The sequence below is a fragment of the Actinophytocola sp. NPDC049390 genome (assembly GCF_044466355.1).
In the GTDB taxonomy this organism is placed as follows: domain Bacteria; phylum Actinomycetota; class Actinomycetes; order Mycobacteriales; family Pseudonocardiaceae; genus Actinophytocola.
Window position 1 is genome coordinate 196706 of the sequence record NZ_JBITMQ010000003.1, and the last position, 22145, is coordinate 218850.

Here is a 22145-nt window from a genome sequence, read left to right on the forward strand (position 1 = left end):
CGAGTACAACCCGGTACGAGGGCTTCCCTCCGCCTTGCCAGCGACCAGATGGATCACGAATCCCATCGGCCGATATCCACGGAACGCGCCCCGCTCACCTGGGGACTAACCTGGTGTGATGGTGCCGTCGATCCAGCCGGTCGATCCAGTCGACCCGGGGGACGAGCCGTCCGGGGCGCCGGACGGCGACTCTACTGTGGACTGGACCGCGCTGCCGGACGCCGTGCGCACCAGGATCGCCGAGCTGGGCGCGGACGCGCTGGGTGCGTTGCCCAAGGTCGACGTGCCGCAGCAGTTGCGCGCCGTCGCGAAGTTCACCCCCGCCAAGCGGGCGCGACTGGGTGCCGGCGCCATCGTCGCGAGCCTGCGGGACTCGGTCGCGTTCCGCACCGCCGTCGTCGAGTGGTGCCGTGAGCACCGGGCCGCCGCGCTGGACATGTCCGGTGACGACCCGGCGGCCGTGGCCGCCGCCGCGGTCCTCCTGGGTGCCGACAACGCGCCGCACTACCTGGAGCTGGTGTCGCGCCGCGCCTCCGACGCCGGCCTGCGGGCCCAGCGGGACGCCGCGGTCGCCCGTGCCGACAAGGCGGAGACCGAGCTGGCGAAGGTCCGGGCCGAGCTGGAGGACGTTCAGGACGCCGTCGACCGGGTCCGCGCGGAGGGCGAGGCCGAACTCGAACGGCTCCGCAAACGCCTCCGCGAGCAGGGCGTCCGGGTGCGCAAGGCCAAGGACGAGGCCGAGAGCGCGGCAGGCGAGATCGAGCGGATCCAGGCCGAGGCGCAGGCGCGGGTCACGGCGCTCACCGAGCAGCGCGACCGCGAGCGGGAACGGGCCGAGAGCGAACGGGGCCGTGCGGAGCGGGCCGAGGCGGACGCCGAGATGGCCAGGCAGTCGGCGCGCGAGGCACGGCAGGCCGACGAGGTCCGGCTCGCGTTGCTCGTCGACACGCTCGACGGCGCGGTCACGGGTTTGCGCAGGGAGCTGGCCCTCGGCGGGTCGGGGCCCCGCCCCGCCGACCTCGTGCGCGGCGCGACGGAGGCACACGGCTCGGTCGGGCGCGTGGAGGACCCGGCGGCACTGGACCGGTTGCTGGCGCTCCCGTCGGTGCACCTCGTGGTCGACGGCTACAACGTCACGAAGACCGGCTATCCCGAGCTGTCGCTCTCCGAACAGCGGGAACGGCTGATCCGCCAGCTCGCGGCCCTTGCCGCACGCACGTCGGCCGAGGTGACGCTCGTGTTCGACGGCGCCGGGGTGGTCGCGGTGCCGACGACGGCGCCCCGGGGCGTGCGGGTCCTGTTCTCCGACCCCGGTGTACTGGCCGACGACGTGATCCGCGCGCTGGTGACGGCCGAACCGGAGGGCCGTCCGGTGGTCGTCGTGACCTCCGACCGCGCGGTCGCCGACTCGGTGCGCCGCCGCGGCGCGCACCCCGTCCCGTCCGCCGTTCTGCTGGCCCGCCTCGGACGGAGCTGAATTGTCGGTGGTCGGGTCTAGGTTCACCGCATGACAACTTTGGAGAACCGCCCGGGCACCGCACTGCTGGTCATCGACGTCCAGAACGGCGTGGTGGCGCAGGCCCACGAACGTGACGCGGTGGTCGCGAACATCGCGGCCCTGGTCGACAAGGCCAGGCAGGAGCAGGTCCCGGTCGTCTGGGTGCAGCACTCGAGCGACGAACTGCCGATGGGCAGCGACAGCTGGCAGTACGTCCCGGAGTTGCCGCGTGGCGACGCCGAGCCGCTGGTGGAGAAGCGGTACGGCGACTCGTTCGAGGACACGACCCTCGAGTCGGTGCTCGCCGACCTGGAGGTGGGGCGGCTGGTCGTCACCGGAGCGCAGACCGACGGTTGCGTCCGCGCGACGTTACACGGGGCGTTCACCAGGGGGTATGACGCGATCCTGGTGAGCGACGCGCACACGACCGAGGACCTGACGCAGTGGGGCGCGCCCGCTCCCGACCAGGTCATCTCGCACACGAACCTGTACTGGAACTTCCAGTCGGCGCCGGGCCGCACGGCGGGCACCGTCTCCACGGAGGAGGTGGACTTCGCCGCGCAGCCGGTTTCCTAGGTACCGAACTCCCAGTGCCACGGCTCTTCCCGGCCGCGGCCGGGCCACGCCCACTCCGGGTTGACCCAGCCGGCCGACGGCGCGTTGGCGCGGAGCCACGCGTACTGCGGTGAGCCGAACGACTGCGCGCCACCACACAGGTCGAGTGCCAGGCCCCAGCCGTGGTTGCTGGTGCCGGGCACGGCCGCGAGCGCCGGCTTCCGCGCGTACAGCCGGACCTGCGCGTCGAACGTGCGGTACGAGTCGGTGACGCACAGCGGTGCGCCGAACCTGGTGGCGTACGCCTGGTTCAGCGCACCGAACGCGGCGGCCGCGTCGCAGCGCAGCACGTGGCCGCCGACGCCGATCGGGCACAGGGCGGTCCGCGGGATGAACCCGTTCGGATACCCGCCCCAGAGGCCGGACGGCAGCGACACGCCACCGCAGCGCCACGGCAGGCCGTCGTCGGTCGCCTTCGGGACGGCTCGTGCCCGCACGTGAGCGAGCGCGGGCCGGGCGAAGCCGAGCGCGTCGGCGGGCAGGTCGGTGACCACGACGCCCGCGACACGGGCGTCGGCGGCGAGCATCGTGCGGTCGTCGAGCACGATGCCGACGCCCTGCACGCCGTACCGCTCCGGTCCGAGGAACACGAGGTCGCCGGGGTGCGGCCGCGTGACGGGGGCGAGCACGGCGTACTGGTCGGCGATGCCCGCGGGCACCGCGGCGCCGTACGCGGCGCGGACCAGCCCGTCGCACGAGTAGGCGGCGGGGCCCGTGTCCTTGGGCGCGTACGGCTTGCCGAGCGCGTCCACGGCCCGGGTGACGGCGGCGATGGTCTCGGCGGGCAGCACGAGCAACCGGCCCCCGGACGGCAGCACGCGTTCCGCGACCCCGGGTTCGGACAGCGGCGTCAGCCCGGCCGGGAAGCGGGCCGTGTCACGCAGTCGCGCGGCGGCTGGTGGCATGATGCCCGCCGCCGCGAGCCGGTCGAGGTACGCGCGCCAGTTGCCGGCCGTGGTCCGGTTGCGTTGCTGCTGCGCGTGCTGCTGCGCGACGACCGCGGCGTCGGTGTCGGCGACGATCCCGCGCAGTTCCGAGGAGATCGCGGCGGCGCGGTTGCGCGCGTCCCCGTCACGCCGGTCGAGGTCGGCCTTGCGGCGTGCCGCGGCGGCCGCGGTCGCCTCGGCGGCGTCCTCGGCCGCCGTCGCCGCGCTCTGCCTGCGCACGGCGCCGGCGAGACGCCCGTCCTGGTCGGCACGCAGACGGCCGAGGAGGTCGGTGCCGTCGAGGAACTCGGCCGGGTCGTCGGCGGACACCAGGGCGCGCAGCCCGGTGGGCTGGGCGAGGGTTTCGTAGACGGTCGCGGAGTAGGCGTCCACCTCGGCCTGCTGCGCGGCGACGACCCTGTCGGCGGCCGCGCGTGCCGCCCTGGCCTTCGCCGCGGCGTCGTTCGCGGTCCGCAGGTCCCGTTCCGCGCTGTGGATCCGGCCCGCGAGGTCCGCCAGTTCGCGCTGCACGCCGGCCGCGGTGTGCTGTAGGCGCGCCACCTCCGGCGCGGCGAACGCCGCGCCGGGCCGTGGGTCCGTCGCCGGGGCGCCGGGCGGGCCCGGTTCGACGGGCGGCGCGGCGAGCACTGCGGCGGCCAGCGCCAGTCCCACCGCCACGCGCACGCGGCACCTCCCCGTCCTGATGTCGTCCGGTGTCCTCACCGCGTACAACGCGCCTGGGGCGGACGGGGATGCGGTCCGCCCGGTTCACCGTGTTCGCCGACTCTCGGTGGACGGTTCGCGGGCGTCGACGAACTGCGGACGTCGGCCCTGAGCTGCGCGAACCCCGAAATTGTCGGTGGTGTCGCATAACGTGCCGGGCATGAGGAACGACAAGCGATCGGAGCTCGGCATGATCATCGACTGCGACAGCTGCGTGGTCCGCGGCCTGGCCTGCGGGGACTGTGTCGTGAGCGTCCTGCTCGGGGTGCCGCCGAACGTGGAGATCGACGCGCTCGAACAACGCGCGATAGACACGCTCGGCCGTGCCGGCATAGTCCCGAGGCTGCGGCTGGAGCCCATCGACCGGTCAGCGTGAGCCGATTTGTCCGACACGCGGGGCCGAAACCATCTGTCGCCGAGCGGTCGGTAAACGTCGCCGAGTGGCACGAGCGGATTAACGCAAGCCGGTGAACAGTGGTGTTGCCGTAGTCACACATTGGAGTCAGGGCTGCTCCATTGGTGTCCAGGGCTATCTGATCCACATTTTTCGGCGGGCCCGGTAGACGCATCGACTCACGTTTCGTAACCTGTCCGAGATCTCGCGGCCGACAGCGGCACACCCCCGAGGCCGCAACGCGGGATCGCCGTCGAAGTCGGCCTTGTCGAGAGGCCGGACCGGTTCCCCCACGGTGGGTGGGGCACTGAGGCTGGACAGCCGTTCTTGCGGTAGTCCCTTGCCGCCAGCGCCACCCGATCGGCGGTTCGGATGTAAGGGAGAGACGCGCGACGTGGCGTCGCAAAGAACCAAGCGCGCAGTCCGTGCCGGGTTGAGTGTCACCGCCGCTGCGGCGCTGCTCACCTTCGTGCCGGGACCTGCTCTCGCGCTTCCCCTCGCCTACCAGCAGCCGCCGCCCCCGGAGACGGCTTCCGAGGCGCTTGCCCAGTACAAGAAGCTGTCGGACCAGGTCAGCGATGTGAACGAGGACCTGCTGGCCGCGAAGACCGACCTCGACAAGAAGAACGCCGCGCACCGCAAGGCCAACCAGGACCTCGCCGCCGCCAAGAAGGCGCAGGCCCAGGCGATGGCCGACCAGGAGGCGTTCCGCGGCAAGGTCGACAACCTGACCAACGCGTCCTTCCAGGGTGCGCGGTTCAACAAGCTGTCGGCACTGCTCACCGGCTCGTCGGCGGACGACTTCCTTGAGCGCGCGTCCGCGCTCGGTGTCCTCGCCGCCGACAACGAAGAAGCGCTCGCGAAGTTCAGCGCGGCCGTGAACCAGGCCGACGCCGCGCAGGCGAAGGCGGCCGGCGCCAAGAAGCGTGCCGCCGACGCGGCCGCGGCGGCGAAGAAGCTGGTCGACAAGGTCACCAAGACCAAGAACACCCTCGAAGACCAGATCGAGGAGGTCGAAGAGGCCTACCAGGAGCTGTCCGGCGCGGAACAGCAAACCCTGATGGGCGAGGAGGACAACTCCGTCTACCTCGCGGTCGGCCCGGGCCTCGGTCCCGCGGCGGCGGAGGCTGCCATGTCGCAGCGCGGTGACATGTACGTGTGGGGCGCGGCTGGTCCGGACACCTACGACTGCTCCGGGCTGACCATGTGGGCCTACAACCAGGTCGGCATCAGCCTCCCGCACTCCAGCCGTGCGCAGTTCGGCTACGGCAAGTCCGTGGCCTATGGCGAGTGGAAGGCCGGTGACCTGCTGTTCTACGGCAGCAGCGCGAGCTCCATCCACCACGTCGCCATGTACGTCGGTGACGGCATGCTGGTGCACGCCTCCCAGTCCGGCACCCCGGTCAAGACCGGGGCGGCCCCGGACGGCGGCGGCAGCGACTACCTCGGCGCCAAGCGCATCGTCGGCTGACGCCGTCGACATCGAACACCTCGGGACCGGCGCGTTCGCGTCGGTCCCGAGGCGTATTGGCACCTAACATGCTCTCTGTGCAGCCCAGGTCGAAGGTGCGGACGTGGCTCGGCGCGGCGGTGGCCGCGATCGTGCTCGCCGGCCTCGCGCTCGTGTCGCTGCCCGGCGCCGACCAGCAGGCGGGCCCGGCCGCCGGTCCCGGCAGGCCGATGGGCGCGGTCAGCCCGGCGCCCGAGGCCGACGCGTCCCGCGCCGACGCCGTCACCGACCTGCTGAACCGCCGCGCCAAGGCACTGGTCGACCACGACGAGCAGGCGTTCCTCGCCACGCTCGACCCGAAGGCGGACGAGGCCTTCGTCAGCACCCAGCGCAGGCTGTTCGACAACCTCGCCGGTGTCCCACTAGACGAGTGGAGCTACCGCCTGCACCCGGACGACGCGCTCGACGTCGCCGAGGTGCCGTCCCGGTTCACCTCGGCGCCGTCGGACGAGCTGTGGGCGCCCGCGGTCGACCTGCGGTACGCGCTGCGCGGCGGCGACGTCATCCCGACCGAGCGCGCGATGGGGTTCCTGTTCGCCCGGCACGGCGACGACTGGTACCTGCGGTCGGACACCGCTCTGGACAGCCTGGGCAGGCGCACGTGGCGTGGCCCGTGGGACTTCGCGCCGTGCGTGGTCACCACCACCGAGCACGGCATCGTGCTGAGCCATCCCGGCAGCAAGCCGATGGTGGACCGGCTGGTCCGCGAACTCGACCCGTCGGTGCGCGCGGTGAGCGAGCTGTGGCCGACACCGTGGTCGCGGCGGGTCGCGGTGCTGCTGCCGGACTCGCCGGGGGAGATGCGTGCGCTGGTCGGACCGGACTTCCCGGTCGAGTCGGTGGTGGCCGTCGCGGTCGCCGACCGGGTCGACAACAAGACCCGCACGGTCGCCGGCCAGCGGGTGGTGCTGAGCCCGAACGGGGTGCGCAGCCTGTCGATCCCGTCGCTGCGGATCGTGCTGCGCCACGAGATCACCCACCTCGCCGCCCGCGCGGACACCGTCGACGGCTCGCCGACGTGGCTGCTGGAGGGCTTCGCGGACTACGTCGGCTACCGAGACAGCGGGGTCACCCTCGCCGAAGGTGCGCCTGACCTGGCCAAACAGGTGCGCCAGGACGGTCCGCCCGCCGGGCTGCCCGAGGACAGGGCGTTCCGCTCCGGCGGTTCCGACCTCGACCTCGCCTACCAGCAGAGCTGGTCACTGGCCCGCTACGTCGCCGAGACGCACGGCGAGGCGGCGCTGATCGCGATGTACCGCGAGCTGGCGGCGGCCGGTCCGGTGTCGGCCACGGAGACCGACCGGATACTGCGTGACGTGCTCGGATCCGACCGCGCGGAGCTGGTGCGGGGCTGGCAGTCGTACCTGAGAAAAGCGCTCAAGTAGGGTTCTCGGGTGCCTCGGACCCTGGTGGTGACCAACGACTTCCCGCCACGCAACGGCGGTATCCAGTCCTACCTGCACGCACTGGCGAGCCGACTGCCCGAGGACGACCTGGTCGTCTACGCGCCGGCGTGGGAGGGCGCCCGTGAGTTCGACGCGGCGCAGCCGTTCCCGGTCGTGCGGCACCCGACGAGCCTGATGCTCCCGGTGCCGGACGTGGCGCGGCGGGCGAAGGAGATCCTGCGGGCCGAGGACTGTGACGCCGTGTGGTTCGGTGCGGCCGCCCCGCTGGCGCTGCTCGCGCCGACGCTGCGCAAGGCGGGCGCCGAGCGGGTGATCGCGAGCACGCACGGCCACGAGGTGGGCTGGTCCATGCTGCCCGGCGCGCGCCAGGCGCTGCGGCGGATCGGCGACACCACGGATGTCGTGACGTTCGTCAGCAAGTACACGCGTTCCCGGTTCGCGTCGGCGTTCGGCCCGATGGCGGCGCTGGAGCACCTGCCGTCCGGTGTGGACACCGAGCAGTTCCGCCCGGACTTCGCCGCGCGCAAGGAGATCCGCACACGGCACGGCCTTGGCGACCGGCCGGTCGTGGTGTGCGTGTCCCGGCTGTGGCCGCGCAAGGGGCAGGACATGCTGATCCGCTCCCTGCCCGCGATCCGCGGGCGGGTTCCGGAGGCGGCGCTGCTGCTGGTGGGCGGTGGCCCGTACGAGGACCGGCTGCGCTCGCTGGCGGCGCAGCTGGACGTGGCGGAGCACGTGATCTTCACCGGCCGGGTGCCGTGGGAGGAGCTGCCCGCGCACTACGTGGCGGGCGACGTGTTCGCGATGCCGTGCCGGACGCACGGGCGCGGGCTCGACGTCGAGGGGCTCGGCATCGTGTACCTGGAGGCGTCGGCGTCCGGTCTGCCGGTGGTCGCGGGCAACTCCGGTGGTGCGCCCGAGGCGGTGCTCGACGGCGTGACCGGCAACGTGGTCGACGGCCGCGACCTGCCGACGATCGCGAAGAAGGTCGGCGACCTGCTGGCGGATCCGGCGCTGGCGACGGAGATGGGGGAGGCCGGGCGCCGGTGGGTGTCGCGGCACTGGCGCTGGGAGGACATCGCCCACCGGTTGACGCGCCTGCTGGACGGCTCCGCGTTCTGAGGGGCCGGCCTCCGGCCCCCGTTTTCCAGCGTACCGGCGACCACCGACAGGAAGGGCGGCTCGCGGGGTCGGCTTGTGGACAACCGCACGGCGGCCTCCGGCCCCCGGTTGCCAGCCTACGGGCGGGCACCGACAGTGCGGTGCGCTCCGTGCGCACACTGTGGACAACCGTGCTCGTTGTGGACAAGCCCTTGTCCCGCAACGGTTTCCGCCGGTCCGTGTCGGTGGTGGCTGGTAGCGTGGTTCGAGGGGGCCGGCGGCCACCCTCAGCGCGGCACCGCCCAGGTCTCGATCTGCGAGAAGTCGTCCGTCACCTCGGGCATCGGCCGCGGCGGTGTGGGTTCCGGGAGCACGAGGGCACGTAGCTCGGCCGCCACGTCCTCGCCCGCCGCCGGGGCCAGCACCTCGATCCCCGCGTTCAACGCCGCCGCCGACGCCTCCTGCACCAGGCGGAAGATCTCCGCCGCCAGCGGCTCCGGCCCGGCCGCCAGCGCGTGCGGCGCCAAGTCCAACGCGATCAGGCGTCCCTCCAGGTTCACCGTCGCCGCGATGCCGTCACCGCTCGCCGTCGCGGTGATCCGGCTCAGTGCCGTGAAGACCTCCGAGGTGGGCCGGGTGCTCAGCTCGATCAGCTCGTCCACCGACCACTCCGTCACTGCGCCCGCCACGTGTCCGGGACCGTCGACTCGGCCCGCTCGGTCAGCGACTCCGCCTGCGCCAGCCCCAGCAGCGACGGATCGACACCGGTCAGCGCCGCACGCAGTGCGTGCTTCGTCCGCTGGTTCGCCTGCGCCGTCGCCATCGCGACCGCTTCGACGACCGTCGCCGCCAGCGCCGCCGCGCCATGGTCCAGTGCCGACCGCGTCAGCCCCAAACCCGCCATGGCACCGCCCGGGCAGACCTCGGCCGTCACGCCACGCACGGTCGCCGTGCCTCTGATGTCACTCACCTCGGGTGCACCCCTCCGTAGAACGTCGCGCTGGACAGGGTGTGGGTCACGCGCCGCACCTGGTCCCCGGAGTTGCCCTCGATCAGGGTGACCCGGTCGCCGTGCACGCTCTCCACGATCCCGATGTGCTTGCTCGTCGCCGTGCTCTCGGGGCCGGTGCCGAACAGCAGCACGTCACCGGGCCTCGCCTCGTCGAGGTCGTTCCTGCCGTACGCGAGGCCGCGTTCGCGACCCCAGTCGTAGACGTCGCCCGTGAACGGCAGGATCCCGATGTCCACCCCGGACTTCTGCCACACCCACGTCGCGAAGTTGGCGCACCACGGGCCCGTCGGGCCGTACTTGTTCGCGTTGCCAGGTCCCTCGTGGTAGCCGAGCTGGCCGCGGGCGCGGTCGAGGACCCGCTTGCCGAGGGCACCACCCTCGCGCTTCTTGGGCTTGCGCTCACCGGGGTCGGCGTACCCGTCGTGCTCGACGCGGCGTTCGAGCTTGCGCAGGTCCGCCGCCGCGTCCTCCATCTCCCGGCGCACCGCTCGCAGGTGCTTGACCGACTCGTTGGTGTACGTGCGCACCAGGTCGACCACCTGCCCGACCGCCCGCAACAGCGCCGCCCGCTGCCCCGCGCCCTGCACCGCCCGGGCGCCGTCGAGGATCGCGGCCGCCTTCGTCGTGTACTCGTCAACCAGGTGCGCGACCGCGCGGTGGTTCGCGTCCAGCGACGACGCCGTGGCCGCGACGATCGACGCGCCCTTCGCGGCGGCCGCCGCCGTCACGTCCAGCGCCTTGGTCATCGTGCGGGCCTTGCGGTCGAACGACGCCGCGGCCTTGCCCTCCCAGTGGCCGGTGGCGGTCGCCGCGGTCGTCCTGTGCTCGGCGTGGTGGCGTTCCACCGCCCGCGCGGTCGCCTCCAGCGCCGCCTGAGCCCGATACGCGTCCTCCGCCTTGCCCGCCAGCTTGTTGCGGTGCGCGATGAGCTGTCCCGCGACCTTGCGCGCGATCACCTGCGAGTCCATGCGCCCACGATCGGGCCCCGTACGCACGGGTGGAAGCACCGGTGCACGGACGGGCACACGCACTACTCGGACAGTGCGGTCCCCAGCTGGTGCACCTCGATGCCGATGCCGCGGAAGAAGTTCACCCGCTGCCCGTCGAGCGGCACACCCGACGTGAGCGCGGCGACGCACCGGCCACCGAACGCGGCACGCAGCTTCGGGTACACGATCTTGCCCGCCATCGCGTGCTTGAGCCGCAGTGCGAGCGACACCGAACCCCGCTGCGCGCCGTACGAGATGGCCACCGACTCGGCGGTGTCGAACACGAACATGTTGCCGTCCGCGTACGCCTTCGCACGGGCCGAGTCGTGGAACCGCCCCAGCAGCTCCGCGTCGGCGACGATCACCCGGGGCCGGAACACGCCGAGGTCGGTGAACAGGTCGTCGGAGTCCGGCGCGTGGCCGAGCGTGGTGCGCGTGTACACGCAGGCCAGCGTGATCAGCCGGGTCGGCAGGTCCGCGAGCTGCAGCAACACCAGCAGCGAGTGGCCTGCCCGCAGCGGCGCCGGGTGCGCCGCGATCGTCCCGCGCACCTGCGCCAGCAGCTCGCCGTGCGTCAGCTCGGCCCGCTTCGGGTGGTCCCCGTGCGGGTACACGACCGTCGCGATGTCGTCCGTGCGCACGGCCAGCCTGCGCTCGTGGGCGCGGTCGTCGAAGACCTGCGTGCCGAGCGCGGTCAGCTCCTCGACCGCGGACGGCACCTCCTCGTCGCCGTCCAGCTGCCACACCCACACGATCTCGGGCAGCCGGTCCACGACCCGCCGGACCGTCTCGCGGTGCGCAGCCGACTCCACGAGCACCGCGCACGCGCCGGAGTCCGACAGGATCCACTCGACCTCGGCGGACGTCGCCGTCGGGTCGACCGGCACCGTCGCGGCGCCGACCGACCAGCACGCGAAGTCGAACAACGTCCACTCGTAGCGGGTCGCCGAGAACAACGCGACCCGGTCGCCCGGCCGCAGCCCCGCGGCGATCATGCCCTTCGCCAGCTCCAGCACCTGCGTGGCGAACTCGCGGGTGGTCACGTCCACCCACGAGCCCGCGTCGCGGCGGCGGAACCCGATGGTGGCGCCGAACCGCTCCGCGTTGGCCCAGACCATGTCGGTCAGGCTCTCGGTGCCGGTAACGGAACCGGTCGCAGCGCCGTTCACACTGTCGGTCACACCAGGCAAACTAGCGTGCCGGTGCACTCGGCGCGTTTCGAGGCGGTGGCTGTCTGACATGCTGCACCCCGTGCCCGCTGTTGACGTGATCGACGAGACCTTCCTCGCCGTGCCGCCGGAGGTCGTCGCGGCCGCGTTCGCCGATCCGCGTGCCTGGCGCCGGTTCTGGCCCGACCTCGACCTCGACGTGTACGCCGACCGCGGCGCGCAGGGCCTGCGGTGGACGGTACGCGGTGCGCTGGTCGGCACCATGGAGGTGTGGCTGGAGCCCGTTCTCGACGGCACGGTCCTGCACTACTTCCTGCGCGCCGACTTCCCCGAGCACAAACCTGGCAAGCCGCTCAAGGAGGTCGCCCGCCGCCAGCGCGCGGCCAAGGCGGTGGCGCTGGACCTCAAGTTCGTGCTGGAGGACGGCCGACCGCCCGGCGTGCCGCCCGCATAGTCTCGTACCCATGCGGGTTCACGTGGTTTCGGACGTGCACGGCAACGCCGAGGCACTCGCCCGTGCCGGCGAGGGTGCGGACGCGCTCGTCGTGCTCGGCGACCTGATCGACTTCGTCGACTACCACGACCACAGCGGCGGCATCCTCGGCTCGGTGTTCGGCCCGGCGGCGGTCGGCGAGTTCGCCCGGCTGCGGCGCGAGCGGCCCGCCGAGCTGCCCGCGTTCTCCCGCGCGCTGTGGGAGGGCCTCGGTGACCCGCAGGCGGTCGTGGCCGACGCCGTCCGCGCGCAGTACGCCCGGCTGTTCGGCGCGATGACCGCGCCGACCTACGCCACGCCCGGCAACGTCGACACGCCCGACCTGTGGCCCGAGTTCGCGGGCGAGCACGTGCACGTCCTCGACGGCGAGGTGGCCGAGATCGGCGGGCTGCGGTTCGGGTTCGTCGGCGGTGCGCTGCTCCCACCTGGGATTACGGCACGCAGGCCGGGCGTGTTCCGGCCCTACCTGCGCACCGAGGAGGACTTCGCCGCCGGCGTCGCGCGCCTCACCGACGTCGACGTGATGTGCACGCACATCCCGCCGGACGTGCCGGAACTCACCTACGACGTGGTCGCCCGCCGGTCCGAGCTCGGGTCGCCGTCGCTGCTCGACCTGATCGTGAAGCAGCAGCCCAGGTGGGCCGTGTTCGGCCACGTCCACCAGCCGCTCGCGCCGCGTATGCGCGTCGGGTACACGGAGTGCGCGAACGTCGGGCACTTCCAGCGCGCCGAGCGGCCCTACGTGCTGCGCTGGTGAGGCCTACGCTCGGGTAGCCTCCCCGGCATGGCCGACGAGTCCACCCAGTCCATCGTGGTCGACGCGCCACCGCAGGAGATCATGGCGGTGATCGCGGACTTCCCGGCGTACCCGGAATGGGCGAACGCCATGAAGAAGACCGAGGTCCTCGACGAGTTCGAGGGCGGCAAGGCACGCGAGGTGCGGTTCACGCTCGACGCCGGGCCGTTCAAGGACGTGTACACCCTGGCCTACGACTGGGCGGACGACGGCCTGTGCGTCGACTGGCACCTGGTCAAGGGGCAGATGCAGAAGGCGCAGAAGGGCCAGTACCTGCTCACGCCCGAAGGCGACAAGACGCGGGTCACCTACACCCTGTCGGTGCAGCTGGCCGTGCCGATGATCGGCCTCTTCCGCCGCAAGGCCGAGAAGATGATCATGGACATCGCGCTGAAGGAGCTCAAGCGCCGAGTGGAGGGCGCCCAGTAGGGCACCCATGGACCGGCCGGCGCGACTGCTCCTGTTCACCGGCAAGGGGGGAGTGGGCAAGACCACCCTTGCCGCGGCGACGGCTGCCCGCCTCGCGGTGAGCGGGCACAAGGTGCTGGTCGCGTCCGCCGACCCCGCGCACTCGCTCGGCGACGTGTTCGGCGTCCCGGTCGGCAGCGAACCGTCCGAAGTGGACACCTGTCTGTACGCGGCGCACGTCGACGCGCGCGGGCTCGTCGACCGGTCGTGGCAGTCGATCCGCACGCAGCTGCGCGGCGCGCTGTCCGGGCTCGGGCTCTCCGACCTGGACGCCGCCGAGCTGACCGTCCTGCCCGGCGTCGACGAACTCCTCGCGCTGACCGAGGTCGCGCGGCTCGCGTCGGAGGGTCCGTGGGAGGTCGTCGTCGTGGACTGCGGGCCGACCGCGGAGACGCTGCGGCTGCTCGCGTTGCCCGAGGCGGTCGGCGCCTACCTCGAACGGTTGTCGCTCGGCAGCCACATCGCCCGGCTCGCCATGCACCTCGACCGGTTGCGGGACCTGCTCGTGGACCCGGCGCGGACGTCGGTGCGGCTGGTGCTGACGCCCGAGCGGCTCGTGGTCGCCGAGACCCGGCGCACGCTCGCCGCGTTGGCACTGCGGGGGATCAGGGTCGACGCGTTGATCGCGAACCGGCTCGTGCCGCCCGCGAAGCGCTGGCAGGGCCCGGCGGCGAGCTGGCTGCGCACCCGGCGCCGCGAACAGGACGCCGTGCTGTCCGAACTGGACTCGTCGACCACGCTGCCGGTGCGGCGGGTGGAGCACCGCGCGGCGGAACCCGTTGGGGTGGCCGCGTTGTCGCTGCTCGCCGACGACCTGTACGGCGCCGACGACCCGCTCACGACCACGGGCCCGTACACCGCGCCGCTGCTGTCGATCGACACCGTCGACGGCGCCTACGAACTGACGGTGGCGCTGCCGCTCACCGACGCGGCCGACGTGGACCTCGCACGGGTCGGCGACGACCTGGCGATCACCGTGGACGGCGTCCGGCGGCTGGTCGCGCTGCCGGTGCTGCTGCGCAGGCACACCGTGACCGACGCGGTGACCGGCCCGAACGGGCTGGTGCTGCGTTTCGAGGCAGGAGGGGCCGCGTGAGTTCTGAGCCGGGAAGCCGACTGGTCGAGGAGCTGCGGCTGCTCGCCGACGCGGTCGCCGACCGGGCCGGGCCGTGGCTGGACCGGGTGGCGGCCGACGACGAGTCCACCTGCACGTGGTGCCCCCTGTGCGCGGCGGTCGCGGTGGTGCGGGGTGAGCCCAGCGAGCTGGCCACGCGCGGTCTGGACGCGGCGGCCGACCTGGTGGCGCTGTTGCGTGCCGTGCTGGCGGACCGGTGGGAGCCGGGGGTGTCGCACATGCCCGGGTTCACGCCGTCGGGTCCCTCGTCCTCGTCCTCGTCCTCGGGAAAGGTGCAGCACATCCCCGTCCGGCGGGAGCCTCGTTGAGGGCCAGGACGACGATCGGGGTGGACATCGGGGGGACGAGCGTGCGGGCCGGGGTGGTGGACCGGCACGGCAACGTCCTGGACACCGCGCGTGCGCCGACACCGGCCGGGGAGGCCGCGCTGGAGGACGCGATCGTGTCCGCGGTGACCGGGCTGCTCGGCGGCAGGCACCGCGTGACCGGCGTGGGGCTGGCCGTGGCGGGGTTCGTGACCACGGACCGCCGGTCGGTGATGTTCGCGCCGCACCTGGCGTGGCGCGACGCGCCGGTGGCGGACCGCATCGCGAAGCGGGTCGGGCTGCCGGTGGTGCTGGAACACGACGCGAACGCGGCGGTGGTCGGTGAGCACCGGTTCGGCGCGGCACGCGGTGCCGGCGTGGCGTTGCTGGTCGCGATCGGCACCGGCATCGGCGGCGGCCTGTTGCTGAACGGCGAGCTGTTCCGCGGCGCGCACGGCGTGGCACCGGAACTGGGGCACCTGCGGCTCGTGCCCGGCGGCCGCGCGTGCCCGTGTGGGAAGCAGGGATGCTGGGAGCGGTACTGCAGCGGCACCGCGCTGTCGACGACCGCGATCGAACTGCTGGCGAGGCACCGGGGCAGACCGACGCTGCTGCTGCGGGACTCCGAGGACGCGCGGGCGATCACGGGCCGCAAGGTGGCGGCCGCGGCGCGTGAGGGTGACCAGCTGGCGCAGCGCGCGATGTCCGAGCTGGCCCGGTGGCTCGGCGAGGGCCTGGCGCTGGCGGCGGACATCTACGACCCCGAGGTCGTCGTGATCGCGGGCGGCGTGTCGGAGTCGGCCCCGCTGTTCCTGGACGACGCCCGCGACCACTACAAGAAGATGATCACCGGCGCGGGCTACCGCCCCCTGGCCCGCATCCGCACAGCCCAGCTAGGCGACGACGCGGCCCTGGTAGGCGCAGCAGCCCTGGCAGCAGACAACGCCTGACCCCCAAAAAAACCCCCGCGAGTCGCGCCCAGGAACCCCGCGAGTCGCGCTCTCGGACACCGCGAGTCGCGCTCTCGGGCATGCCGAGTTGTCGGTTTCGTGTAGGTGATGCGGGGTCTGAGGTGCACGAAACACACAACTCGTTGTGTACGAGCGCGCGACTCGCGGTGTTTGTGCGCGCGACTCGCGGTGTTGGAGAGCGCGACTCGCGGGGTGTGTGGGGGGTCAGATTTGGGCGCCGTCGTCTCTGGCGTCTGGGTTTTTCGGGGTGTTGCGGGGTCGTAGGAGGAGCATGACGCCGCCGGAGATGATCGAGAGCAGGGCTATCGGGGTCGCGATCCTGGCGTCCAGGCCGATCAGGGTGGGGACGACCAGGAGGACGACGCCCAGCACGATCAGTACCAGTGCCACGATCGTCATGGGGCGCAGCTTCGGGAGTGGGGGTGGTTCCGGGGGGACGTAGTGGTCCTCGTCGGTGCCCCACGACCAGTCCCAGTCGGTGTCGTGGCCGCGCCACGCCTGCGGGGGCTCGGCCGGACGCGGTTGAGCCGGCGTGGGGGCGGTCGGCGTTTCCGGTTCGTCCAGCGGTTCGTTCAGGTCCGGAAGCGTTCGGCCGACACCCTCGCGTTCCAGGTCCGCCACGATCTCCGCGAACGCGGCGTCTACGTCGTCAGGCCGGTCGGACACCCAGGCCTCCTCGGTTCGCGAGCCAGCGATCAGGTGCTCGGTCCATGGTCGCACGAACTGGGCCCACCATGGCCGGATCTCCTGTCCATGTTTACTCGTTGGGTACCGTGGATGTCCGGGAGAGTTAGTCCTGTTACATGTTCCGACATTCGGGTGGCGAAGCATTGTGCGCGTCCGCCACCCTTCGTACGCTCGACAAACGGCGGACGCCGTGGCGAAAGGGAGGCACAGGACCGGTGCTGTACTTCTGGATGAAGTGGGTGTTCCTGGGGCCGGTGCTGAGACTCTTCTTCCGTCCCGAGGTCGAGGGTGGCGAGAACATCCCGGCCGAGGGCGGCGCGCTGCTCGCCAGCAACCACCTCGCCGTGGCCGACTCCTTCTTCCTCCCGCTGATGCTCTCCCGCCGCGTCACCTTCCCGGCCAAGCTGGAGTACTTCACCCAGACCGGTGTGAAGGGCAGGTTGAAGAAGTGGTTCTTCACCGGCATGGGCCAGATCCCGATCGACCGGTCCGGTGGCGCCGCCGCACAGGCCGCGCTCGACACCGGCATCCGGCTCCTGCGTGAGGGCCACCTGCTCGGCATCTACCCGGAGGGCACCCGCTCGCCAGACGGCCGCCTGTACAAGGGCAAGACCGGCCTCGCCCGCATGGTGCTCGAGTCCCGCGTCCCGGTCATCCCGGTCGCCATGTTCGGCACCGACAAGGCCAACCCCATCGGCTCCAAGATGTGGCGGCCGCACAAGATCCGCATCAAGATCGGCAAGCCGCTGGACTTCTCGCGCTACGAAGGCCTCGCGGGTGACCGGTTCGTCGAGCGGTCCATCACCGACGAGATCATGTACGCGCTGATGGAGCTGTCCGGCCAGGAGTACGTCGACATCTACGCGGCGAAGGCCAAGGAGTTGCTCGCCGAGGAGCAGAACGGCAAGCCGACCGAACTCCCCACGCAGCAGCGGCGCACCGCGGGCCGTGACGCGGACCGGATCCCCGAGACCGAGGCCGGCTGACCCACCACTAACCTCGCTGGGTGCGGTTCTTTTTTGACACCGAGTTCATCGAGGACGGTAGGACCATCGACCTGGTGTCGATCGGTGTTGTGGACGAGCGCGGACGGGAGTTCTACGCCGTCTCCACGGAGTTCGATCCGGACAGAGCCGGGCCGTGGGTCCGGGAGAACGTGCTCGACAAGCTGCCGCCGCCCGCCGACCCGGCGTGGTGCGACCGCAGGACGATCAGGGACCGACTGCTGGAGTTCCTGCGCCGCGATCGCGAACGGGTCGAGCTGTGGGCGTGGTTCGCCGCCTACGACCACGTCGCGCTCGCCCAGCTGTGGGGTGACATGCCCGCGTTGCCCCGCGAGCTGCCCCGGTTCACCCGCGAGCTGCGCCAGCGGTGGGAGGACGTGGGCAAACCGGTGCTGCCGCCACCGCCGACCGACGCGCACGACGCGCTCGCCGACGCGCGGCACAACCTGGCCCGCTGGCGTGTGATCGAGGCGGAGCGTGTGAAGCGCGGGTTCCCCGCCAGTTAGCGGGGCTGCCTTGCTGCACCGATACAGAAGATGGCACCCTACGGGCTGACAAGACCCGAACAGGACCCGTGCTCTAGCGGCCGGATGGAGGATCGAGCACATGCGCGTCGGATTGCTCACAGGTGGCGGTGACTGCCCAGGACTGAACGCGGTCATCCGCGCCGTGGTCCGCAAGGGCATCGAGGTTCACGGCTGGGAGACCGTCGGCTTCCGCAACGGCTGGCAGGGGCCGATCGAGGGCCTGACCAGGCCGCTCGGGCTCGACGACGTCGAGGACATCCTGACCAGGGGCGGCACGATCCTCGGTTCCTCGCGGACGAACCCGTACAAGGTCGACGGCGGCGTCGACAGGATCAAGGCGACGCTCGCCGAGCAGGGTGTCGACGCGCTGGTCGCGATCGGCGGCGAGGACACCCTGGGTGTCGCGAAGCGCCTGACCGACGACGGCGTCGGCGTGGTCGGCGTGCCGAAGACCATCGACAACGACCTCGGCGCCACCGACTACACGTTCGGTTTCGACACCGCGGTGCACATCGCCACCGAGTCCATCGACCGCCTGCGCACGACCGCCGAGTCGCACCACCGCGCGCTGGTCGTCGAGGTCATGGGCCGCCACGCGGGCTGGATCGCGCTGCACTCCGGTCTGGCCGGTGGCGCGAACGTGATCCTGGTGCCGGAGCGGCACTTCTCGGTCGACCAGGTCGTCGAGTGGGTGAAGCGCCGGTTCGAGCGCGAGTACGCGCCGATCATCGTGGTCGCCGAGGGCGCGCTGCCCGAGGGCGGCGAGGAGAAGCTGCTGACCGGGGAGAAGGACGCCTTCGGTCACGTCCGGCTGGGCGGTATCGGCACCTGGCTCGCCGAGGAGATCGCGCAGAAGACCGGCAAGGAGTCGCGTGCGGTCGTGCTGGGCCACACCCAGCGCGGTGGCACCCCGACCGCGTACGACCGCGTCCTCGCGACCCGGTTCGGCCTGCACGCGGTGGACGCGGTGGCCGACGGCGACTTCGGCGTGATGGTGGCGCTGAAGGGCACCGACATCGTGCGCGTGAAGCTGGCGGAGGCGACCGCCGAGCTGAAGACCGTGCCGCTGGAGCGGTACCAGGAGGCCGAAGTCTTCTTCGGCTGAGGTCCTGCGCGGGACTAGTGTTCCCGCATGGACCTTGACGAGCTGTTGTGGTCGGGCGCGGACGCCCAGGCCGCCGCCCTGCGCGACGGCACGGTGTCCGCGCCCGACCTGCTCGAGGCGGTGCTCGCCCGTCTCGACGCGGTCAACCCGGCGCTGAACGCGTTCCGCGTGGTGTACACCGACAAGGCACGTGAGCAGGCGGCCGACGCGCAACGGCGGCTCGACGCGGGTGAGCGCACGCCGCTGCTCGGCGTCCCGGTCGCGGTGAAGGACGACCTGGACGTGGCGGGTGACGTCACCGCCATGGGCGGGCGGCCGCAGTTCCCGCCCGCGGAGGCGGACGCGCCGACGGTGGCGCGGCTGCGTGCGGCGGGCGCGGTGCTGGTGGGCCACACCAACACACCGGACCGGTGTCTGTGGCCGTTCACCGAGACCCTCACGAACGGCGCGACGCGCAACCCGTGGCAGCTCGACCACACACCCGGCGGCTCGTCCGGCGGTTCGGCCGCCGCGGTGGCGGCGGGTGTCGTCGGCGTGGCGACGGGGTCCGACGGCGGCGGCTCGGTCCGCATCCCGGCGAACTTCTGCGGCCTGTTCGGTCTGAAGACCACCCGCGGCCTGATCAACATGGGCGACGAGGAGCACTGGCACGGCCTGGCCGGTGTCGGCCCGCTCGGTCGCCGGGTCGCGGACGCGGCCGCGATGCTCGACGTGGTCGCCGACGAGCCCGGCGGCTACCGGGAGGCCGTCGACACCGACCCCGGCCCGCTGCGGATCGCGCTGTCGTGGCGCACCCCGCTCGGCCCGACTCCCATCGAGCGGCAACGCAAGCAGGCCGTGCGCGACACGGCGGACCGGCTGCGCGCGCTCGGGCACACGGTCGACGTGACCGAGCCGCCGCTCGGTGTGCGGCCGAGCCCGCAGTTCCTGGTCCGGTACCTGCGCGGGGTCGCCGACGACGTGGCGCAGCTGCCGCACCCGGAGTGGCTGGAGCCCCGCACCCGGCGCATCGCCGCACTGGGCAGGCGGGTGCCGGACGCGGTCCTGGCGCGTGCGCGTGCCGCCGAGGCGGGCCTGCATTCGCTGATGGCCGGGTTCTTCGGCGACTACGACGTGATCCTGCAGCCGGGGTGGACCGGCCGGCAGCCCAGGATCGGGCGGTTCCACGGCAGCGGCGCGTCGCACACGCTGGGCGTGGTGTCGCAGGGCATCGCGTTCTACCCGACGTGGAACGTGCTCGGCTACCCGGTGGCCGCGCTTCCCGTCGGGTTCGACGACATCGGGTTGCCGATCGGCGTGCAGCTGATCGGGGCCGCGGGTTCGGAGGCGACGCTGTTGTCGTTGTCGGGCCAGTTCGAGCGGGCCCACCCGTGGGCGGCGCGACGGCCGTCGCTGTAGGCGCTGGCCTCCGGCCCCCGGTCGCCACGCTACGGCACGGCACCGACAGCGATGCCCGGCTCGCGGGCTTTCGGGCGGGGTTGTCCACAGGTCGCGCGGTTGTCCACAGGTGAGGGTCCAGTGCGGGCCCGGTGTCGGCGTGCCGTCCTACGCTGGCAACCGGGGGCCGGAGGCGCCTGATTCGTCACATCGGGTGGGTGCTGCCGCCAGGGCTCGTTCCAGATAGTGGGCGACCCGATCCGGCCAGGGCTTCGTCGTGGGGCATGGCGGGGAACGTCGTCCCGACGGCCCTGTCTGCCTGCCGCAACCGCTCCGACGAGGCGATTCGCGTGACAGGTGTCCGGGGTGGGAACACCGAACCCGGCGCCAGTGGGTTCCACATCGTGGGAGACAGGGTGGAACGATCAAGCCGGCCTACTGTCGGCGTAAACCGGGCTGACACGCCCGGCTACGCTGGTCCCGTGAACTGGACCGTTGACGTGCCGGTGGACACGCTGCCCGAACTCCCGCCGCTGCCGCCGGCGCTGCGTGCTCGCCTGGACGACGCGCTGTCCCGGCCTGCCGCTCAGCAACCCGACTGGCCGGACCGCGAGCAGGTGCGCCAGGTGCGCACGCTGCTGGAGAGCGTCCCGCCCATCACCGTCCCCAACGAGATCGACCGTCTGCGCGACAAGCTCGCCGAGGTCGCCCGCGGCGAGGCGTTCCTGTTGCAGGGCGGCGACTGCGCCGAGACCTTCGTCGACAACACCGAGCCCCACATCCGCGGCAACATCCGCACGCTGCTGCAGATGGCCGTCGTCCTGACCTACGGGGCGAGCCTGCCCGTCGTGAAGGTCGGCCGCATCGCCGGGCAGTACGCCAAGCCGCGCTCCAACACCACCGACGCGCTCGGCCTCCCCGTGTACCGCGGCGACATCATCAACTCGCTCGTGCCCAAGCCCGAGGCCCGCGTGCCCGACCCGGGCCGCATGATCCGTGCCTACGCGAACGCGGGCGCGGCCATGAACCTCGTGCGCGCGCTCACCGCGGCCGGCATGGCGGACCTGTCGAAGGTCCACGAGTGGAACAAGGACTTCGTCAGCAACTCGGCCGCCGGTGAGCGGTACGAGGCGCTGGCCACCGAGATCGACCGCGGCCTGCGGTTCATGCAGGCGTGCGGCGTCGAGGACTCGTCGCTGCACAGCACGGAGATCTTCGCGAGCCACGAGGCGCTGCTGCTCGACTACGAGCGCGCCATGCTCCGCATGGACACCCGGGCGGCCGACCCGCGCCTGTACAACCTGTCGGCGCACTTCCTGTGGATCGGGGAGCGGACCCGCCAGCTCGACGGCGCGCACATCGCGTTCGCGGAGCTGCTGTCCAACCCGATCGGCGTCAAGATCGGCCCGACCACCACGCCGGAGCTGGCCGTCGAGTACGTCGAGCGCCTCGACCCGCACAACACGCCGGGCCGCCTCACGCTGATCTCCCGCATGGGCAACGGCAAGGTGCGCGACGCGCTGCCGCCGATCATCGAGAAGGTGCAGGCGTCGGGTCACCAGGTGATCTGGCAGTGCGACCCGATGCACGGCAACACGCACGAGTCGTCCACCGGGTACAAGACCCGCCACTTCGACCGCATCGTCGACGAGGTCCAGGGCTTCTTCGAGGTGCACCGCCGCCTCGGCACCCACCCGGGCGGCATCCACGTCGAGCTGACCGGCGAGGACGTCACCGAGTGCCTGGGCGGCGCCCAGGACATCTCCGACGACGACCTGGCAGGCCGCTACGAGACGGCCTGCGACCCGCGCCTGAACACCCAGCAGTCGCTCGAACTGGCGTTCCTGGTCGCGGAGATGCTCCGCTCCTGACCCGTGGCCCTGAAAGACGCTTTTCGGGACGCGCACCGTCCCGAAAAGCGTCTTTCAGGGCAT

General features: G+C 72.2%; 23 protein-coding genes. 17 read left to right on the forward strand and 6 right to left on the reverse strand.

Features of this window, described 5'->3' with window-relative positions; genetic code table 11:
• Window positions 1-118: 118 nt before the first annotated feature.
• Window positions 119-1477 (forward strand): NYN domain-containing protein, encoded by a 1359-nt coding sequence (locus tag ACIBVP_RS11925; protein ID WP_396106069.1) that lies wholly within the window; start codon window positions 119-121, stop codon window positions 1475-1477.
• Between the two features lie 30 nt (window positions 1478-1507).
• Window positions 1508-2074 (forward strand): isochorismatase family protein, encoded by a 567-nt coding sequence (locus ACIBVP_RS11930; protein WP_396106070.1) that lies wholly within the window; start codon window positions 1508-1510, stop codon window positions 2072-2074.
• Here ACIBVP_RS11930 and ACIBVP_RS11935 read toward each other — a convergent pair.
• On the reverse strand, window positions 2071-3723 hold the full coding sequence (locus ACIBVP_RS11935; protein WP_396106071.1) for a D-alanyl-D-alanine carboxypeptidase family protein: 1653 nt from the start codon (window positions 3721-3723) through the stop codon (window positions 2071-2073). The genes ACIBVP_RS11930 and ACIBVP_RS11935 overlap by 4 nt on opposite strands.
• A gap of 199 nt (window positions 3724-3922) precedes the next feature.
• Between ACIBVP_RS11935 and ACIBVP_RS11940 the strand changes: the two genes are divergently transcribed.
• The 4 genes from ACIBVP_RS11940 to ACIBVP_RS11955 all read left to right on the forward strand — a co-directional run bounded on the left by ACIBVP_RS11940 (window position 3923) and on the right by ACIBVP_RS11955 (window position 8194).
• Window positions 3923-4138: a hypothetical protein gene (locus ACIBVP_RS11940; protein WP_396106072.1), complete on the forward strand. Its 216-nt coding sequence runs from the start codon at window positions 3923-3925 to the stop codon at window positions 4136-4138.
• A 412-nt stretch (window positions 4139-4550) separates the two neighbouring features.
• Entirely contained in the window at window positions 4551-5627 is a 1077-nt protein-coding gene (locus ACIBVP_RS11945) for an NlpC/P60 family protein (protein WP_396106073.1), read from the forward strand.
• 77 nt (window positions 5628-5704) lie between these two features.
• Window positions 5705-7051: a hypothetical protein gene (locus ACIBVP_RS11950; protein ID WP_396106074.1), complete on the forward strand. Its 1347-nt coding sequence runs from the start codon at window positions 5705-5707 to the stop codon at window positions 7049-7051.
• A 9-nt stretch (window positions 7052-7060) separates the two neighbouring features.
• Window positions 7061-8194 (forward strand): glycosyltransferase family 4 protein, encoded by a 1134-nt coding sequence (locus ACIBVP_RS11955; protein WP_396106075.1) that lies wholly within the window; start codon window positions 7061-7063, stop codon window positions 8192-8194.
• A 266-nt stretch (window positions 8195-8460) separates the two neighbouring features.
• Here the strand turns inward: ACIBVP_RS11955 and ACIBVP_RS11960 are convergent, their stop codons facing one another.
• The 4 genes from ACIBVP_RS11960 to ACIBVP_RS11975 all read right to left on the reverse strand — a co-directional run bounded on the left by ACIBVP_RS11960 (window position 8461) and on the right by ACIBVP_RS11975 (window position 11355).
• The gene (locus tag ACIBVP_RS11960; RefSeq protein ID WP_396106076.1) at window positions 8461-8835 is read right to left on the reverse strand and encodes a hypothetical protein; all 375 of its coding nucleotides are present in this window, start codon (window positions 8833-8835) and stop codon (window positions 8461-8463) included.
• Between the two features lie 11 nt (window positions 8836-8846).
• Entirely contained in the window at window positions 8847-9143 is a 297-nt protein-coding gene (locus tag ACIBVP_RS11965; protein WP_396106077.1) for a YbaB/EbfC family DNA-binding protein, read from the reverse strand.
• On the reverse strand, window positions 9140-10153 hold the full coding sequence (locus ACIBVP_RS11970; RefSeq protein ID WP_396106078.1) for a CHAP domain-containing protein: 1014 nt from the start codon (window positions 10151-10153) through the stop codon (window positions 9140-9142). Before ACIBVP_RS11970 ends, ACIBVP_RS11965 begins: the two co-directional genes overlap by 4 nt.
• Window positions 10154-10215: 62 nt before the next feature.
• Window positions 10216-11355: an AMP-binding protein gene (locus ACIBVP_RS11975; protein WP_396106079.1), complete on the reverse strand. Its 1140-nt coding sequence runs from the start codon at window positions 11353-11355 to the stop codon at window positions 10216-10218.
• A gap of 58 nt (window positions 11356-11413) precedes the next feature.
• Here ACIBVP_RS11975 and ACIBVP_RS11980 point away from each other — a divergent pair, with 58 nt between their 5' ends.
• Genes ACIBVP_RS11980 through ACIBVP_RS12005 form a run of 6 tightly spaced genes read left to right on the forward strand, consistent with a single transcriptional unit; the run spans window position 11414 to window position 15490 of the window.
• Window positions 11414-11797, forward strand: coding sequence for a polyketide cyclase / dehydrase and lipid transport (locus ACIBVP_RS11980; protein WP_396106080.1), 384 nt, complete (start codon window positions 11414-11416; stop codon window positions 11795-11797).
• 10 nt (window positions 11798-11807) lie between these two features.
• Entirely contained in the window at window positions 11808-12593 is a 786-nt protein-coding gene (locus ACIBVP_RS11985) for a metallophosphoesterase (protein WP_396106081.1), read from the forward strand.
• Window positions 12594-12620: 27 nt separating this feature from the next.
• Window positions 12621-13061 (forward strand): SRPBCC family protein, encoded by a 441-nt coding sequence (locus ACIBVP_RS11990; protein WP_396106082.1) that lies wholly within the window; start codon window positions 12621-12623, stop codon window positions 13059-13061.
• 7 nt (window positions 13062-13068) lie between these two features.
• Window positions 13069-14196, forward strand: a complete 1128-nt coding sequence (locus tag ACIBVP_RS11995; RefSeq protein WP_396106083.1) for an ArsA family ATPase — start codon at window positions 13069-13071, stop codon at window positions 14194-14196.
• The gene (locus ACIBVP_RS12000; RefSeq protein WP_396106084.1) at window positions 14193-14543 is read left to right on the forward strand and encodes a hypothetical protein; all 351 of its coding nucleotides are present in this window, start codon (window positions 14193-14195) and stop codon (window positions 14541-14543) included. Before ACIBVP_RS11995 ends, ACIBVP_RS12000 begins: the two co-directional genes overlap by 4 nt.
• Before the next feature lie 20 nt (window positions 14544-14563).
• Entirely contained in the window at window positions 14564-15490 is a 927-nt protein-coding gene (locus ACIBVP_RS12005) for an ROK family glucokinase (protein ID WP_396106414.1), read from the forward strand.
• Between the two features lie 225 nt (window positions 15491-15715).
• Here ACIBVP_RS12005 and ACIBVP_RS12010 read toward each other — a convergent pair whose 3' ends face one another.
• A complete protein-coding gene (locus ACIBVP_RS12010) occupies window positions 15716-16177 on the reverse strand; it encodes a hypothetical protein (protein WP_396106085.1) in 462 nt (153 codons plus the stop codon).
• Window positions 16178-16413: 236 nt separating this feature from the next.
• On the opposite strand from ACIBVP_RS12010, the gene ACIBVP_RS12015 reads away from it, so the two are divergent.
• From ACIBVP_RS12015 to ACIBVP_RS12035, 5 genes are all read left to right on the forward strand, one after another.
• Window positions 16414-17184, forward strand: a complete 771-nt coding sequence (locus tag ACIBVP_RS12015; protein ID WP_396106086.1) for a lysophospholipid acyltransferase family protein — start codon at window positions 16414-16416, stop codon at window positions 17182-17184.
• Window positions 17185-17204: 20 nt separating this feature from the next.
• Complete coding sequence (locus ACIBVP_RS12020) at window positions 17205-17708, forward strand: polyadenylate-specific 3'-exoribonuclease AS (RefSeq protein WP_396106087.1); 504 nt, start codon at window positions 17205-17207, stop codon at window positions 17706-17708.
• Between the two features lie 100 nt (window positions 17709-17808).
• Window positions 17809-18834 carry a 6-phosphofructokinase gene (locus ACIBVP_RS12025; RefSeq protein ID WP_396106088.1) on the forward strand — a complete coding sequence of 342 codons (1026 nt, stop codon included), beginning with the start codon at window positions 17809-17811 and terminating at the stop codon, window positions 18832-18834.
• Between the two features lie 27 nt (window positions 18835-18861).
• A complete protein-coding gene (locus ACIBVP_RS12030; RefSeq protein WP_396106089.1) occupies window positions 18862-20232 on the forward strand; it encodes an amidase family protein in 1371 nt (456 codons plus the stop codon).
• Between the two features lie 461 nt (window positions 20233-20693).
• Complete coding sequence (locus ACIBVP_RS12035; RefSeq protein ID WP_396106090.1) at window positions 20694-22082, forward strand: class II 3-deoxy-7-phosphoheptulonate synthase; 1389 nt, start codon at window positions 20694-20696, stop codon at window positions 22080-22082.
• The last annotated feature ends 63 nt before the right edge of the window (window positions 22083-22145 follow it).